The 15861-nt window shown below is 68.9% G+C and carries 14 protein-coding genes; 10 read left to right on the plus strand and 4 right to left on the minus strand.

Annotated elements, in window-relative coordinates; translation table 11 throughout:
* Window positions 1-21: 21 nt before the first annotated feature.
* From DMC64_RS29010 to DMC64_RS29030, 5 genes are all read left to right on the plus strand, one after another.
* A complete protein-coding gene (locus DMC64_RS29010; RefSeq protein WP_016335197.1) occupies window positions 22-789 on the plus strand; it encodes an IclR family transcriptional regulator in 768 nt (255 codons plus the stop codon).
* A gap of 13 nt (window positions 790-802) precedes the next feature.
* A complete protein-coding gene (glpK, locus tag DMC64_RS29015; protein WP_125736091.1) occupies window positions 803-2755 on the plus strand; it encodes a glycerol kinase GlpK in 1953 nt (650 codons plus the stop codon).
* A 160-nt stretch (window positions 2756-2915) separates the two neighbouring features.
* Complete coding sequence (locus DMC64_RS29020) at window positions 2916-3185, plus strand: hypothetical protein (protein WP_125736092.1); 270 nt, start codon at window positions 2916-2918, stop codon at window positions 3183-3185.
* A 301-nt stretch (window positions 3186-3486) separates the two neighbouring features.
* A complete protein-coding gene (locus DMC64_RS29025) occupies window positions 3487-5034 on the plus strand; it encodes a metallophosphoesterase family protein (RefSeq protein ID WP_233629851.1) in 1548 nt (515 codons plus the stop codon).
* 67 nt (window positions 5035-5101) lie between these two features.
* Complete coding sequence (locus DMC64_RS29030) at window positions 5102-5908, plus strand: serine hydrolase (RefSeq protein ID WP_199755132.1); 807 nt, start codon at window positions 5102-5104, stop codon at window positions 5906-5908.
* Here DMC64_RS29030 and DMC64_RS29035 read toward each other — a convergent pair.
* Complete coding sequence (locus tag DMC64_RS29035) at window positions 5865-6500, minus strand: MerR family transcriptional regulator (protein WP_125736094.1); 636 nt, start codon at window positions 6498-6500, stop codon at window positions 5865-5867. The two genes, DMC64_RS29030 and DMC64_RS29035, sit on opposite strands and share 44 nt — an antisense overlap.
* A gap of 344 nt (window positions 6501-6844) precedes the next feature.
* Between DMC64_RS29035 and DMC64_RS29040 the strand changes: the two genes are divergently transcribed.
* The 5 genes from DMC64_RS29040 to DMC64_RS29060 all read left to right on the plus strand — a co-directional run bounded on the left by DMC64_RS29040 (window position 6845) and on the right by DMC64_RS29060 (window position 11091).
* Window positions 6845-7708, plus strand: a complete 864-nt coding sequence (locus DMC64_RS29040) for an alkaline phosphatase family protein (protein ID WP_037339543.1) — start codon at window positions 6845-6847, stop codon at window positions 7706-7708.
* A 66-nt stretch (window positions 7709-7774) separates the two neighbouring features.
* Entirely contained in the window at window positions 7775-9034 is a 1260-nt protein-coding gene (locus tag DMC64_RS29045; RefSeq protein ID WP_199755145.1) for an MFS transporter, read from the plus strand.
* On the plus strand, window positions 9031-10020 hold the full coding sequence (locus tag DMC64_RS29050) for a PD40 domain-containing protein (RefSeq protein ID WP_125736095.1): 990 nt from the start codon (window positions 9031-9033) through the stop codon (window positions 10018-10020). The genes DMC64_RS29045 and DMC64_RS29050 overlap by 4 nt, the downstream gene beginning before the upstream one ends.
* Window positions 10021-10029: 9 nt before the next feature.
* Window positions 10030-10578, plus strand: a complete 549-nt coding sequence (locus tag DMC64_RS29055; protein ID WP_125736096.1) for a cysteine hydrolase family protein — start codon at window positions 10030-10032, stop codon at window positions 10576-10578.
* 12 nt (window positions 10579-10590) lie between these two features.
* A complete protein-coding gene (locus DMC64_RS29060; protein ID WP_125736097.1) occupies window positions 10591-11091 on the plus strand; it encodes a VanZ family protein in 501 nt (166 codons plus the stop codon).
* On the opposite strand, the gene DMC64_RS29065 is transcribed toward DMC64_RS29060, so the two are convergent.
* The 3 genes from DMC64_RS29065 to DMC64_RS29075 all read right to left on the minus strand — a co-directional run bounded on the left by DMC64_RS29065 (window position 11055) and on the right by DMC64_RS29075 (window position 15653).
* A complete protein-coding gene (locus DMC64_RS29065; RefSeq protein WP_125736098.1) occupies window positions 11055-12746 on the minus strand; it encodes an NAD(P)/FAD-dependent oxidoreductase in 1692 nt (563 codons plus the stop codon). The genes DMC64_RS29060 and DMC64_RS29065 overlap by 37 nt on opposite strands.
* On the minus strand, window positions 12743-13498 hold the full coding sequence (locus DMC64_RS29070) for a carbon-nitrogen hydrolase family protein (protein ID WP_125736099.1): 756 nt from the start codon (window positions 13496-13498) through the stop codon (window positions 12743-12745). The genes DMC64_RS29065 and DMC64_RS29070 overlap by 4 nt, the downstream gene beginning before the upstream one ends.
* Before the next feature lie 118 nt (window positions 13499-13616).
* Complete coding sequence (locus DMC64_RS29075; protein WP_125736100.1) at window positions 13617-15653, minus strand: acyltransferase family protein; 2037 nt, start codon at window positions 15651-15653, stop codon at window positions 13617-13619.
* Between the last annotated feature and the right edge of the window lie 208 nt (window positions 15654-15861).

Here is a 15861-nt window from a genome sequence, read left to right on the forward strand (position 1 = left end):
CGGTCGGGCTACGGTTGGGCCGTGCCCGGTCCGATCCAGTCCATCGAGCGCGCCGCCGCGATCCTGCGGTTGCTGGCGCGCGGTTCCGGCCGTCTCGGGGTCGGCGAGATCGCCGATTCCCTCGAACTCGCCAAGGGAACGGCGCACGGGATCCTCCGTACCCTGCAAGGGGTCGGCTTTGTCGAACAAGACCGCGACACCGGGAAATACCAACTGGGCGCGGCGCTCCTGCACCTCGGCACGAGCTACCTCGACGTCAACGAACTCCGCTCCCGCGCGATCAACTGGGCCGACGCGCTGGCCGCGCGCAGCGGCGAGGCCGTCCGCATCGGCGCACCGCTGGAGGGCCGGGTCCTGGTGGTGCACCACGTGTTCCGGCCCGACGACAGCCTGCAGACGCTCGACGTCGGCACGCTTCTGCCGTTGCACGCGACGGCGCTCGGGAAAGTCCTTCTGGCCTACGACACCGGTCTCGTGGCATCGTTGCGCACCGGCGGACCGGAGGCCTACACGCGCCGGACCCTGGTCACCCAGACCGCGATCAAACGCGCCTGCGGCAAGGTGCGCGAGGCGGGCTGGGCGAGCGAGAACGGCGAGATGATCACCGGCGAGGCCGGGATAGCCGCGCCGATCCGCGGCCACGGCGGCATCGTGGTCGGCGCGATCGGTGTCTCCGGCGCGGCGGAACGGATCTGTGAAGCCGACGGCAGCCCGATCCCGCGGCTGCTCGGCCACGTGCGCGACGCGGCACGGGCGGTCTCCCGCGATCTCGGCGCGTCCCGATGGTGATGGAGGTGCTCGCGTGGTCCAGCGCTACGTGATGTCGATCGACCAGGGCACCACCTCGACGCGGTGCATCCTGTTCGACGCGCGCGGCAGACTGGTGTCGGTCGCGCAGCGCGAACACACCCAGCATTTCCCGCGGCCGGGCTGGGTCGAACACGACGCGACGGAGATCTGGCGCAACGTCGGCCGGATCGTGCCGCAGGCGCTGGCCGACGCCGGCGTCGAAGCCGGCCAGGTGGTCGGGCTCGGCATCGCGAACCAGCGCGAAACGACGGTGCTGTGGGACCGGCACACCGGCAACCCGGTCGGGCGAGCGATCGTCTGGCAGGACACCCGCACCGACGCGATGCTCGAACACCTCGCCCGCGAGCCGGGCGCCGACCGGGTCCGGCGGCTGTGCGGGCTGCCGCTGGCCACGTACTTCTCCGCGCCGCGGATCCGGTGGATGCTCGAACGCACCCCTGGCCTGCGGGAACGCGCCGAAAGCGGCGACGTCCTGTTCGGGACGGTGGAGAGCTGGCTGATCTGGAACCTGACCGGCGGCCCCGAGGGCGGCGTCCACGTCACCGACGTCACCAACGCCTCACGCACCATGCTGATGAACCTGCGCACGCTGTCGTGGGACGACGAACTGCTGGAGTTCTTCGACGTCCCGCGCGCGATGCTGCCGGAGATCCGCCCGTCGACCGAGGTGTACGGGACGACGTCGCGGGTGGTCCCCGGCATTCGGATCGCGGCGGCGCTCGGCGATCAGCAGGCGGCGCTGTTCGGCCAGACATGCTTCGCCCCCGGTGAGGCGAAATGCACGTACGGAACCGGCAGCTTCCTGCTGCTCAACACCGGTCCGACGCCGGTGCTCTCGGCGCACGGCATGCTGACCACCGTCGGCTTCAAGATCGGCGACGAGCCCGCCGTGTACGCGCTCGAAGGGTCGATCGCGGTCACCGGCTCGCTGGTGCAGTGGTTCCGCGACGGGCTCGAACTGATCGGCAGCGCGCCCGAGATCGAGACGCTGGCGCGCACGGTCGAGGACAACGGCGGCTGCTACATCGTGCCCGCCTTCTCCGGTCTGTTCGCGCCGCATTGGCACAGTGAGGCACGCGGCGTGATCGCCGGGCTGACGTCGTACATCACCAAGGGGCATCTGGCCAGGGCCGTGCTGGAGGCGACGGGCTGGCAGACCCGCGAGGTGGTCGACGCGATGAACGCCGACTCCGGGCTAGCGCTCTCGACGCTCAAGGTGGACGGTGGGATGACGGCCGACAACCTGCTGATGCAGTTCGTCGCCGACGTCCTCGACGTGCCGGTGGTGCGCCCGATGGTCGCCGAGACGGTGTCGCTGGGCGCGGCGTACGCGGCCGGATTGTCGGTCGGGTACTGGCCGGACCTGGAGGGTCTGCGGCGGAACTGGCACCGCGCCGGGCAGTGGCTGCCGACGATGGACCCCTCCCGCCGCGACAGTGAGTACTCGCACTGGCGTCAGGCCGTGGAGCTGACGTTCGGCTGGATGCGTCCCGGCCCGACGGCCGCTCCCCCGGGCTCCGACCTGGTGGAGGTCGTCCTGGCCGATCACCGCCGGATCGAACAGCTGTTCCGCGACCTCCGCAACGACGAGGCCGACCGTCCGGCGCTGATCGCGGAGCTCTCGGCGTCCTTGGTCGCCCATGCGACCGCGACGGAGCGGATCGTCCGTCCCGATGCGACGGAGAGCGGGCTCGCGGACGAGCTGCTGGCCGTGCTGGAATCCGCCGACTCCGAGAAGGCGTTGGCAGCGCTGGAGAATTCGGTGGACGCGCATATCCGCGCGGAGGAACGCGGGTTGCTGAACGAACTCCGGCGCACACTGTCCACTTCGGATCGCACCGGCCTCGGCCGGGCGTTCGTGGCCGAGCGGCAGCGGCAGCTGGACCTCGGCTGCGGCTCCGCCGCGCACGTCCGCGAGCAAGGTTCTCGGCTGCGCCTCTCGTGACGTGCTAGCCTGTCGCCGTGCGCCGCTGGACCCGACTCGTAGTCGAGCGCGCCGGCTGAACCAGGTCGTCGGCGCGCATTCCGGCGACCCCTCGATACGGGGCATCTCCCGGGACCTGGCCCTCCATGGCCTGTACGTTTTCCCGCCTTCGGAGACCACGATGTCGATCACCGCTTTCCAGGTTCCCGCCCCTCGCTCGTCCATGCTGGTCCGCCGCCGGATCGCCACGTACTTCGTCGGCGGCGTCGAACGGATCCCCGGCCTGCTCGACGCGCTCGACTGCCTGGTCCACGACCTGTCCGTCGACGTCCGCGACGGCGTCCGGGAAAGCACCATGACCTGCGCCGTCCTGATCGACGCCGCCGAAGTCGAGCCCCTGCTGGACCGGCTGCGCGAGCTGACCTCCGTCGTCTCGGCCGAGCTGGTCTGACAGTCCCGAAACCCGCAACACGCGTGATTGAACGGCGATCTCGCGTGATTGGACGGCGATCACGATGATCGCCGCCTGATCACGCGAGTTCCGTCTCTGATCACGCGTGATCGCCGTCTGATCACGCATGATCGCCGTTCGGGCACAAAGTCCCCTATGCCCGGAGTCACTTGCACGGTTCCATGCAGCCGGTCATCCAACGACCATCGGCCTCTTGACTTAGTTAAGAAGCCTTCTTAACTTCGATTTCATGGCCGAAACTCCCCGAAACAGCAGGTCCCAAGCCTATCGTCGGCTCAGCTTGGCCGAGAAACACGACAAGTTCGTCAATCAGTACTCGCGGCGGACCCTGTTCCGGGTGGGTGCGGTGAGCGGCGCGGCACTCGCCGCCGGCGGCGTCCTGCTCCCGGGCTCGGCCGCGGCCTCCCCCGGGCCGATGGTGCTGCTCAACGCCGACAAGGTCGCCGGTTCGGCGCTGCGACCGTTCGGACGGCACATCGCCTACGGGGCCGACCCGTCCCAGCAGGTCGTCGTCTCCTGGCAGGTACCCGCGGCGGTGACCGCGCCGTTCATCCGGATCGGCACCGTGCCCGGCGACTTCAGCCCGCCGATCCAGGCCGAGGTCCGGGCGCTGACCAGCCAGATGTCCTGGCAGCACCCGGTCGAGGAGGTACCGCCGAACAGCCCGAAGTCGATCACCCAGTACTACCTCCACGCCCGGATCGACCGCCTCCTGCCCAACACCACGTACTACTACGTCGTCGGACACGAGGGCTACGACCCCGCCGCCCGGCTCGGCGAGATGGCGAGCTTCCGCACCGCTCCCGCCCCGGGCGGCGACGGCACGTTCACCTTCACCGCTTTCGGCGACCAGGGTGTCGGCTACAACGCCGTCGCGACCAGCAGCCTGATCGCGGGCCTCGATCCGGCCTTCCACCTCGCCATGGGCGACCTGAGCTACGCGCTCGAAGGCGAGGGCGGACATCCGGAGGAAGACCAGTACGACGCGCGGCTCTGGGACTCCTTCTTCGTGCAGAACGAACCGGTCACCGCCGGCATCCCGTGGATGATGGCGCTCGGCAACCACGAAATGGAGGGCTGGTACTCCGAGGACGGCTACGGCGGCGTGCGGGCGCGTTTCACCATGCCGGACAACGCCTGGGACGGCTCCACCTGCATCTACTCGTGGCGCTATCAGAACGTCGGCATGATCAGCCTGGACGGCAACGACGTCTGCTACAACAGTCCGTCCAATCTGGACTACACCAAGGGCAAGCAGCTCAAATGGCTCGGCAAGACGCTCGCCGCCTTCCGCGCCGACCCCACGATCGACTTCATCGTCGTCTACTGCCACCAGTGCACGTATTCCACCTGCCATTCCAACGGCGCCGAACTCGGCGCGCAGAAGGACTGGGCACCGTTGTTCGACAAGTACCAGGTCGACCTGGTGCTCAACGGCCACAACCACATCTACGAACGCACCGACCCGATCCGGGCGGGCAAGGCCGTCAAGAAGGTGCCCTCGCGCGGGACCACCAACCCGGTCAAGGACGGCACCACCTACATCACCGCGGGCGGCGGTGGCGGCAGCGTCTCCGAGTTCCCGGCGCCCGACACGTACCTCGGTCATGAGACGAGCAACGACTCCCCCGTCCCGATGAAGTACTCGGAACGCGACGGCCAGGACCGCATCAAGAAGGTCACCTGGTCCCGGGTCCGGTTCCGCGGCTACAGCCTGGTCGCGGTCGACGTCGTCGCGGGGACGGGCACCACACCGCCCAAAATGGACGTTCGTGCGATCAGCGCCGACGGCACCCTCGTCGACCAGATCATCGTGCAGCGTTCCTGACCTCTCGTTACAGAGTCATGACACGAACAAGACGGGGCCACGATGATCGTCTCTGAACATCGGCACCATGTTCGACGAACGAACCAGGCCCATCGCAGTGCCCGGCACGAACCGGCGATCACGACTCCGCGTGACGATCGTGATCGTCGTCCCGGTCATCGTCGCGATCCTCGGCTACGTGATCTTCCAGTCCGTCGCGGAAAGCCGGCCTGCTCCGGAAAGACGCGTCGCGACCGTGGTCTTCGACCGCGCCGCGGGCGAGCAGGTGATCGAGGAGCGAGGCTCGGAGAGGTTCCGCACGGCGTCGGTGGTGAAACTGTTCATCGCGCTGGACGCCGTCACCCGCAAGACGAGCAAGGCCGACGAAGCCCAGCTCCACCGGATGCTGGCGAAAAGCGACGACGCCGTCGCCAACACGCTCTGGACCAGGAACGGCGGCCCCGCGATCGTCACCAGGACGGTGGCGGCCGCGGGACTGAAGAACACCACCCCGCCCACCGACGCGGGCCGCTGGGGCGACACATTGTCCACCGCGGACGACATCGCCGCGGTGTACCGGCGCGTCCTCAAGCTGCCGAAGGCCAAGCGGGACGTCATCCTCGCGCCCTTGCGCCAGGCGAGCCGCACCGCCGCCGACGGGTTCGACCAGCACTTCGGCATCCCTACGGCCTTCGGCGACCGGCCGTGGGCCGTGAAACAGGGCTGGGCGGCCGGACGGGGTTCGGTGGACGCGCACACGACGGGGCTCGTCGGTGAAGGCGACCGCTACATCGTCGTCATCCTGTCCGGTTCCGCCGAGGGAACCGGCCTCGACGCGGCGACGGCGGCAGTCACTTCGGCGGCCAGGTCCCTGGCTCCACGACTGGGAAAGTGACTTCGGCCGCGTTTTCCACGGCGATCTTGAAAGCGCTTACAAGGAGGTCCGCGAAACAGGCTCGGGGAGCCGCCGAGCCCCCTCCCGTCTGAGCTTTCAGCGCACCCAGCTGTTCACCGGCCAAGGGCGCGACCCGGTCCATGAACTGCCCGAGGAACCGCAGGGCGGCGACGGGCGGGATCCCGGCCACGGCGAGGTCCGTCACCGCGCGCGAAACGGACGGGCGCACGACCGCCGGGGCTCCCGTCTCGTCCCTGCCGAGCACGCCGTGGCGTTCCAGGCACCGGGCGACGGCGGGCTGGTCACGGGCGATGTCCGCCATCGCCGCGTCCAGCTGCTCGGCCCGGTCCACTGTGGTCGTTCCGAGCATCGCGGCGATGGACACCAGGTTGAAGCCTTGTTTCTGCAGCATCGTGATGCGTCGCAGCCGCCGCAGATGGGCCGGGCCGTAGTAGGCGGACCTGCCGTGCCGGACCGGCGGGGCGAGCAGGCCCCGCGTCTGATGGGCCCGGATATTGCGCGCCGACATGCCGACGATCGTGGAAAGTTCTTCGATCGTGTATCCGGCCGGCCTCGACGAAAAGGGCTTCACGCCGACAGCTTAACCAATGGTCGGATGAGTACACCACAGAGCTGGGGCAATGGCGGCGCCACTGTCAACCGGCTGAATCAGCGAGTTGCCATAAGTTCACCGGTTCCCGGCAACGAACGCAAGGTCGGCGGCCGGTTTACATGGTTTCGTGCCAAGCAATGCCGGATTTGGGGCGTTCCACCACCCCCGGTTACTCCAGTCAGGCGATCTTGATGGGCCGAGGACTTCTTTGCCGTTTAAATGCACCAGAGACATCCGATGTCTCAACTCTGTCGACGCCCGCGGAGCGCCGCTGAACCCGATGGTTGGTCGTCAAAGTTTCAACCTTTTCCCAGGAGGTTTCCATGTTCTGGAAACGGATCGCGGTCGCGGCCGTGGCCGCGACCGGTTTGGCCACGGCGCTGGTGGTGTCCCATCAGGACACTCCCGCCGCCGCGATAGAGCCCGCCGCGGCGAAAGTGCCCGCGTTCGACCACATCGTCCTCGTGATGTTCGAGAACAAGGACTACAAGGAGATCAGCGGGAGCTCCAAGGCGCCGTACTTCAACAAGCTCGCCTCGCAGGGCGCCAAGTTCACCAAGGCGTACGGGACGACGCACCCCAGCCAGCCGAACTACATCGCCCAGTTCGCGGGTTCGACGCACGGTGTCGACAGCAACAAATGCCAGGATCTCGGGAACAAGGAGAACATCGCGTCCCAGCTGGCGGGGATCGGCAAGAAGTTCGTCGGTTACGCGGAAAGCATGCCTTCCGACGGCTACACCGGCTGCACGAAGGGCAATTACGCCCGCAAGCACAACAGCTGGGTCAGCTTCAGCAATGTGCCGTCGTCGGCGAACAAACGGTTCTCGTCGTTCCCGAGCGACTTCACCAAGCTCCCCCACGTCGCTTTCGTGACCCCGGACCTGTGCAGCGACATGCACGACTGTTCGGTCGACACCGGCGACAAATGGCTGAAGAAGAACCTCGACGCGTACGCGCAGTGGGCCAAGACGCACAACAGCCTGCTGATCGTCAATTTCGACGAGGACAGCGGGACGTCGGTGAACCAGATCTTCACGACGTTCGTCGGCGCCCACGTGAAGCCGGGCAGTTACAGCGAATCCATCAACCACTACTCGATCCTCCGCACGATGGAGGCGTCGTTCGGCCTGCCGGGCATCGCCAACGCGGCCAACAAGGCGCCGATCACCAGCGTGTGGCAGTAATCGGGTGAACCCCGCGGGCGTGTCCACTGTGGACACGCCCGCGGGCGGAGAAGGGTGGCTCGTCGCGTGTACCTGTCCACGATCGGCCGCCGGGAGCATCCCGGTGGCGTGTCCAAGAAGTCCTTCGCCCTGCTGGGCGGGAACGTCTTCGCCCTGGGCACCGTCAGCCTCGTCACAGACGTCTCCTCCGAGATGGTGACGGCCGTGCTGCCGGTGTACCTGGTGCTCGGGCTGCACCTCGGCCCGGCGGCGTACGGCGTGGTGGACGGCCTCTACACCGGCGCGACCGCGCTGCTGCGCCTGGTCGGCGGTTACGTCGCCGACCGGGTGCGACGGCGCAAGGCGGTCGCCGGACTGGGCTACGCGATGTCGGCCGTGGCGAAACTGGGGCTCGTGGCCGCGGGGTCGTCGGCGACCGCGATCGGCGTGGTGCTGACCGCGGACCGCACGGGCAAGGGGTTGCGGACCGCGCCCCGCGACGCGCTGATCACCCTGTCGGCCCCCGAGCACATGCTGGGCCGCGCGTTCGGCGTGCACCGGGCGATGGACAGCGTCGGCGCTTTCCTCGGCCCGCTCGCCGCGGTCGCGGTGCTGGCCGTGGCGGGCTCGGCGACCGGGGTCGAAGGCTTCGACGCGGTCTTCGTGACCAGCTTCTGCATCGCCACCGCCGGAGTGCTGCTGCTGGCGTTGTTCGTCCGCGACCACCGCGCGCCCAAACCACCGTCCGGCACCGTGTCCCTGCGCGCGGCGGCGGGGCTCCTGCGGGGCGCCGGTGTACGGCGGCTGCTGACCGCCGCGTGCGTCCTCGGCCTGGCCACCATCGGGGACGGCTTCGTCTATCTCCTGTTGCAGGACAAGGAGGACATCGCCACCGGCTGGTTCCCGCTGCTGGCCGTCGGGACCAACCTGGGCTATCTGCTGCTGGCCGCGCCGCTCGGCGCACTGGCCGACCGTATCGGCAGGCTGCCGGTGATGCTCGGCGGTTACGGCGCCCTGATCGCCGTCTACCTGCTGCTGCTCAGCCCGCTCACCGGCTGGGCGTTGTTCGCGCTCACCCTCGGGCTGTACGGCGTGTTCTACGCGGCGACCGACGGTGTGCTGATGGCGCTCGCCGGACCGCTGCTGCCCGAGGCGTTGCGCACCACCGGTATCGCGATCGTGCAGAGCGGGCAGGCGCTCGCGTACTTCGTCTCGTCCGTCCTTTTCGGACTCTCTTGGCAGTTCTGGGGCGCGACCACGGCGATCACGATCGCCGCCGGGACGGTGCTCGCCGCCGTCGCCGCCACCTTCGTTCTCTTGGTTCCCCGCAGGAAGGCACGACCGTGAACACCCGCACCCGCGTCCTGATCGCCGTCACCGGAGTACTCACGCTGGCCGCGGCCGCCGTGATCTACGTCGGGGTGGCGGGCGCGCGCAACCAGGACACCGCGTCGGCGGGCACCAGCGGCGCCGTCACCCTCGAAGGCGGGCGGCTGCTCTTCCGCAGCACCGCCGACGCCGACCGCGGGCACGTGTCCAGTGTCAGCGCCGCGGACCCCGGCGGCGCACGGGCGGTGTCGACCGTCTCCTGCAGCCGGGTCTACGCGGCGGGCGGCACCGGGATCTGCCTGCGGCCGGAAACCGGGCTCACCACGTATCAGCTGGCCGTGCTCGACAACCGTCTCGCGGTCACGCAGGAGATCCCGCTGGTCGGCCTGCCCAACCGGGCACGGGTCTCGCCCGACGGGAAGCGGCTGGCGTGGACGGTGTTCGTCACCGGCGATTCCTACAACGGCGGCCGGTTCTCCACCCGCGCCGGCACCCTCGACCTCACCACCGACAACGTCGAGGGCACGCTGGAGGACTTCGCCGTGACCGTGGACGGCAAGCCGTACAAGGCGGCCGACTTCAACTTCTGGGGCGTCACCTTCACCCGTCAGCCGGGCCGGTTCTACGCCACCATGTCGACCGGCTCCCACCGGTACCTCGTCGAAGGCGACTCGACCGCCCGGACCGTGGAGACCTTGCGGGACAACGTCGAATGCCCGTCCCTCTCCCCCGACGAGACCCGTGTCGCCTACAAGGCCGCCATCGACGGCGATCCCGCGAAGGGCTGGCGGGTGTCGGTGCTCGACCTCGCGAGCGGCACCGTGACGCCGCTGGCGGAGACCAGGAACGTCGACGACCAGCCCGCGTGGCTGGACGACCGGACCGTCGCCTACGCCCTCCCCCGCACTCAAGGACACTCCGACGTCTGGGCCGTGTCCGCCGACGGCTCGGGCGCGCCGCGGCTGCTCATCCCGGAGGCCGAGTCACCCGCCGCACTGCCTTAGGCTGCGGGCATGAGGGCCGCGCTGCTGATCGTCGACATGCAGGAAATGCTCGTTCCCCTGGTCTGGCGTGGTGAGGAACTGGCGGCCCGGATCGCCACGCTAGCCAGGAAGGCCCGCGACAACGGGGTCCCGGTGATCGCGCTGCGGCAGATCGGGGCGCCCGGCACCGACTTCGACCCGGCGTCGCCGGGCACCCGCGTCAGCGCGCTGCTCGGTCTCGAACCGGTCGACTTGGTGGTCGACAAAACGGCGACGGATTCCTTTTACCGCACCGGGCTGGCGGGGCTGCTCGTCGACCGCGGCGTCGACACCGTGGTGCTGACCGGGCTGGCCACCGACTACTGCGTCGACGCGACCGCCCGGTCCGCGCAGAGCCACGGCCTGGACGTCGTGCTGGTCGCCGACGGCCACGCTCCCTCGTCCGACGGCGACCCCACCACCGGGCTGAGCGCCGAACAGGTCGTCGCGCGGCACAACCTGCTCCTGAGCACGGCGATCCATCCCGGCGGACGGCTGCGCGTGGTGCCGTCGGCGGAGGTCGAGTTCACCGGCCCGTAGGATCGGCCCGCCATGATCACGAACTTCCTGCTCGACCACTCCGCCCTCGTGCCGGTGGCGATCCTGCTGGTCGCGCTCGTCTGCGCCGTCCTGGGCCACCTGTTCGCGGGCAGGCATCGAGTCCTCTGGATGCTCACGGGAGTGGCGCTGGTACCGGTCGTCGCGCTGACGCTGGTGCCCAACCGGCACACGATCGACGAGATCCTGTGCACGGTCCAGTTCTCCCTGCCCACGCTCGGCTCGGTGGAACTCCTGGCCAACGTGGCGCTGTTCCTGCCGCCGGTCTACTTCGCCGCGCTGGCGTCCCGGCGGCCGGTGACGATGTTCGCGGCAGGCTCGGCGCTGTCCGCGGTGATCGAGTCGCTGCAGGCGGTCGTGCCCGCGATCGGCCGCGCCTGCGACACCAACGACTGGCTGATGAACACCATCGGCGCCCTCCTCGCGGCGGGTATGGCGTGGCTGGTGGGCCGCCGGGCTCAGTCGGGCAGTTCCACGGGCGCGATCTCGTCGTAGACGTCGCCGGGCCCGGGGTTCGCCGGATCCGTCTCCCCACCGAAGTGGTGCAGGACGCCCCAGACCGCGTTGAGAGCCGTCTGCACCGCACCTTCGGCCCAGCCCGCCGTCCAGGAGACGTCGTCGCCCGCCAGGAAGAGGCCGCGGTGACGTTCCTCCAGCCGGTCCTGCTTGAAGTGGGTGAACAGCCGGTGCTGGTAGCGGTAGTGACCGGGCAGGTTGGCCTTGAACGCGCCCATGAAATGCGGTTCGGCCTCCCAGGACACGGTCACCGGGTCGCCGATGATGTGCCGCCGGACGTCGACGCCGGGGTAGATCTCCTTCAGCGACTGCAGCATCACCTCGACCCGCTCGGACACCGAAAGCGGCAGCCACTTCAGCGAATCGTCGGCCCAGGTGTAGGACAGGCAGATCACCGCGGGCGCGTCCGGATCGTCGCCGAGCAGGTAGGTGCCGCGCGGCATGCGGTCGGTCAGCGTCATGCTCATCGTGTCGCGCCCGGTCTCCGGGTCCTTGTCCAGCCAGAACGGCCGGTCCACCGGGACGAAGACCTTCGAGGACTCCATGTAGTGCGTGCGCTCGATCGCCGTCCAGTGGTCGATCGGGAACAGCGCCTCGTCGCATGCGATCTTCGACAGCAGCATCCAGCTCTGCGCGGTGAACACCGCCGCCGGATAGGTACGGATGCGGCCTTCGGTGTCGGTCACGGTGATGTTGTTCGGCGCGGTCCGGTGCAGCCGGGCGACGCCGGGGTTCGGGCTCCCGCCGTGCAGCGAGCTCAAACTCGTTCCGGCGGGCCAGAAAGCGATGTCCTCGGGCGCGTGTTCCCACAGCCGCAACGGAAGCCGCCTGCTGCCGCCGACGATGCTGCGGTGCTCGTCGTCGGCGCCGGTGTAGACCACCCGCAGGATCTCCAGGATGGAGTTCGGGAAGTCGGTGTCCCAGCCGCCGGTGCCGAAGCCGACCTGGCCGAAGATCTCACGGTCGCGGAAGGAGGCGAACGCGGGCGAATCGCAGAGGAAACCGTAAAAGGTCTGGTTGTCCAGCTTCGGGACAAGTTCGTTCCACAGCCGCTTGATCGTCTTCACGTCGCGGTCGCGGATCGCCTTCTGCATCTCGGTGAACGCGGCCTGCTCGGACAGCGTGCTGTCCCACGCGGCCGCGACCTTGCCGAAGACGGCGGGGAGTTCGTCCGCCGTGCGCGCGTAGTGGCTCTCCCCCTTGAGATCGACGACGGTGCTCGGCGTGCCCGGCGCCAGCGGGTTCGGGAACGGCGTGGTCTCCAGGCCGACCTTGTCGATGTAGTGGAACAGCGCGGTCGACGCCGGCGGGAAGCGCATCGCGCCCATCTCCGCGACGACGTCGTCCGGGCAGCCGGAGAAGTTCACCGTGCGCAGGCGGCCGCCGATCTCGGCGATCTCGTACACGACCGGGCGCAGCCCGAGTTTCATCAGCTCGTACGCGGTGACGATGCCCGAGAGGCCGCCGCCGATCACCGCCACCTCGGTGCCGTGCCGCTCGGCCGGAAGGCTGCCGAGCCCGGCGGGGTGCGCGAGGAAATCGTCGTAGGCGAACGGGAAGTCGGGGCCGAACATGGTGATCGGGCGGCCCGCCGGTTCGTCGTGGTGGATCGCGGTCGGGAGGGCGGAGGTCATGCGGGAAGTCCTCGGTACAGATCGGGCCGTCGGTCGGCCAGGTGGGTGTTCTCCAGCCGCGACGCGACGAGCGCGTCACGGGTCACATCGGCGCTGATCAGCTCCGGACCGGCGCCCGCTCGGGCGAGCACCTCGCCGGTCGGGGCGACGACACAGGAGCGGCCGCAGTAGGTCAGTTCCTGTTCGGTGTCACACCGGTTCGCGTACGCGACGAACAGCTGGCTCTCGTAGGCACGAGCGGGCACCAGCGTGTCCGCGACCAGTTCGTACGGGCTCATCAGCGCGGTCGGCACCACGAGCAGTTCGGTCCCGGCCAGCGCGTGCGCCCGCACCAGCTCGGGGAACTCGACGTCGTAGCAGATCAGCAGGCCGATCCGGAGACCGTCGAGCTCCGCCTGCACGACCGCCTCGGCACCCGGCTCGAACCAGTCGCGGTCGATGTCGCCGAACAGATGCGTCTTGCGGTAGTTCGCCAGGCGTCGTCCGTCGCGGCCGATCAGCTGGACGCTGTTGTACACGCGGCCGCCGTCGGATTCGGGGTATCCGTAGGCCAGCGCGACACCGGATTCCCTTGCCAGCTTGGACATCCGGGCCGCCGTCGGACCGTCGGCGGGCTCGGCGAGCTCATGTGATCGAGCGCCGATGTGGTAGCCAGTGGTGATCATCTCGGCGGCGATCACGAGATCGGCGCCCGACGCCTCGACGGCGGACGGCAGCTCGGCGTACGAGCCCTGGTGGACGGCGACCCTCATACCGACGACGATATCCACCGTTTCGATGCACCGATAAGGGCGAATCGTTGCGCAAGAGATTGGCAGACCAGCGAGTCAGTGCGGCATCGCGCAATCCAGCGGCGATCTGTTGTCTGGATCACCCGCCCGGCGGCGGCTCCTCCGCGTGATCGTCCGCCCAGCCGAGCGCCTCGGTGATCGCCTTCTCCGCGATGGCCGACATCGTCGACATGTAGGTACCGCTGACGTGGTTGTCGTCGAGGTAGACGAGCACGTTGCCGATCACCGGCGGGCAGACCTCGGCCGTGCAGAAGTAGTCGCTGAAGTCGAGGAACCGCACGTTGGACGGCAGATCCTGCAGCGTCTCGTACGGCGGCTCCGCCGCATAGAGGTCGTAGCGCGGCGTGGCGCACTCGGGCGACTCCGCGCCGCGGCTCTCGACGCACGCCGACGGCGACTGGCCGAACCGCGGGTTGTCCCGCACCGCCAGCACCGGAATGCCCACTTCGTCGACCTTGCGCCACTGCGCGATGTAGCCGTCGGGAACCCGTTCTTCGACACCGACCTTCACGTCCCTGGTACCGATCGTCATCACCGCGTCGGGGCGGGTGGTGACGATTTCGTCCACCACGGCGCTGTTCCAGTCGATGCAGGATTGGTCACCCGGTACGGCGTCGGAGTCGGTCGAGAACGGGCAACCGCCGCGGAGGATCGACGTGACCTCCCAGTTCTTCTTTTCGGCGACCGGCAGCAGGGCGCCGAGGAACTGCCCGGCGTGCGAGTCGCCGGCGACGACGATCCGGCGAGTGGGATGCCCCGTGGTCTGCGACGTACAGACTTCGAGATCGGCGTTGCGCGGCGAGGTTCCGCACCGGGCCGGGTCGATCCCCGCCCAGTCTTCGGACACCGCGACGAACGACGGGACGAGCGCGGCATCGGCGGCGCCCCAGTACGTGAACCCTTCGGTGTGCGCGAGCGCGCCGGGATGGTCCGGATCGTCGACCGCGATCGAGTAGTTCTCCGCCTGGCTCACGCTCACCCACTGCCAGGCGCCGGTCGCGGCGAGCACGGCCGCGAGCGTCGCGGCACCGAACCGGTAGGCGCCCCACCGGTTCCCGGCGCCGATCGCGGAAACCCGGACCGGCTTCTCGACCAGGTGATGGGTCAGCACGGCGAGGCCGAACGCCAGCGCGATGATCACCGCGCCGCCGCGCAGGCCGACCTCTTCCCGGTCACGCGCGACGAGGTAGAAGACCAGGACCGGCCAGTGCCACAGGTAGAGCGCGTAACTCAAGTCGCCCAGGTACTTCAGCGGGCGGCTGCTGAGGAAACGGTCGGCGCCGGCCTTGAACGCGGTGTCGCCCGCGAGGATCACCAGCGCGGCCGACAGTGTCGGCCAGAGCGCGAGATAGCCGGGGAAGACCGTCCCGACCTGGAGCACCAGCCCGCAGGAAACGAGCCCGGCGACCCCGGCCCAGCCGAACACGACCCGCGCCTGCCGGGGCACCTGGATCCGGTCGATGAGCAAGGCGAGCAGGCCACCGAGCGCGAACTCCCAAACCCGCGTCAACGAATCGAAGTACGCCAGCGGCTGATCGACCGCGGTCAGCCACACCGAGTACGCGAGCGAGGCGGCGAACACCACGCCGAGCGCCGTGGCCAGCAGCGGAAGTACGTTGCGGCGCGCCCGCTTGGCGATCAGGAGCACCAGCCCGACCAGCAACGGCCAGACGACGTAGAACTGCCCCTGGATCGACAGCGACCAGAAATGCTGGACGACGCTCGCCGAGTTGTGCTGGGCGAAGTAGTCGGCGGAATCCGCCGCCAGCTGCCAGTTCTCCAGGTACAGCGCGGAGGCGACGACCTCCTTGATCGTCTGGAACCAGCGGTTCTGCGGCAGCAGCACCATGCTCACCGCGACCACCAATAGCAGCACGGTGAGCGCGGCCGGGAACAGCCGCTTGATCATCCGGCCCCACATCGGCCGGTACTCGATCCTCCCGCGCGACGCCGCGCGGTAGAGCTGACCGGTGACGAGGAACCCGGAGATCAGGAAGAACGCGTCGACGCCGCCGGAGATCCGGCCGAGCCACACGTGGTAGACGACCACCAGCACGCACGCGAGCGCCCGCAGTCCCTGGATTTCCGGGCGGAACCGCCGCTCCGTCTCCCGCACACAACCACCACCATGATCACCGGCCGCCGACGGGCCGGGACCCTACGGCAGGAAGCTGTGAGCAAGCTATGCCCCCTCGTGGTGTGGGTGGCAGTTGATCGCAAGTCCGTGAAGGCCTCCTTCCCTACCTTCAGGGTAGGCAAGGAGGCCTTCACGGACTACACGAGGCGAGCGAGCGTGGCAGTGGCGTGGTGGGGCACCACTCACG

The organism is Amycolatopsis sp. WAC 04197, from assembly GCF_003947475.1.
GTDB classification, from domain to species: Bacteria; Actinomycetota; Actinomycetes; order Mycobacteriales; family Pseudonocardiaceae; genus Amycolatopsis; species Amycolatopsis japonica.

What these genes read in the sequence shown, in the direction of transcription:
- DMC64_RS29020 (WP_125736092.1), top strand. Translation starts at nt 2,916, where the DNA reads ATGTCGATCACCGCTTTCCAGGTTCCCGCCCCTCGCTCGTCCATGCTG.
- DMC64_RS29030 (WP_199755132.1), top strand. Translation starts at nt 5,102, where the DNA reads ATGTTCGACGAACGAACCAGGCCCATCGCAGTGCCCGGCACGAACCGG.
- DMC64_RS29040 (WP_037339543.1), top strand. Translation starts at nt 6,845, where the DNA reads ATGTTCTGGAAACGGATCGCGGTCGCGGCCGTGGCCGCGACCGGTTTG.
- DMC64_RS29055 (WP_125736096.1), top strand. Translation starts at nt 10,030, where the DNA reads ATGAGGGCCGCGCTGCTGATCGTCGACATGCAGGAAATGCTCGTTCCC.
- DMC64_RS29060 (WP_125736097.1), top strand. Translation starts at nt 10,591, where the DNA reads ATGATCACGAACTTCCTGCTCGACCACTCCGCCCTCGTGCCGGTGGCG.
- DMC64_RS29065 (WP_125736098.1), bottom strand. Translation starts at nt 12,746, where the DNA reads ATGACCTCCGCCCTCCCGACCGCGATCCACCACGACGAACCGGCGGGC.
- DMC64_RS29070 (WP_125736099.1), bottom strand. Translation starts at nt 13,498, where the DNA reads ATGAGGGTCGCCGTCCACCAGGGCTCGTACGCCGAGCTGCCGTCCGCC.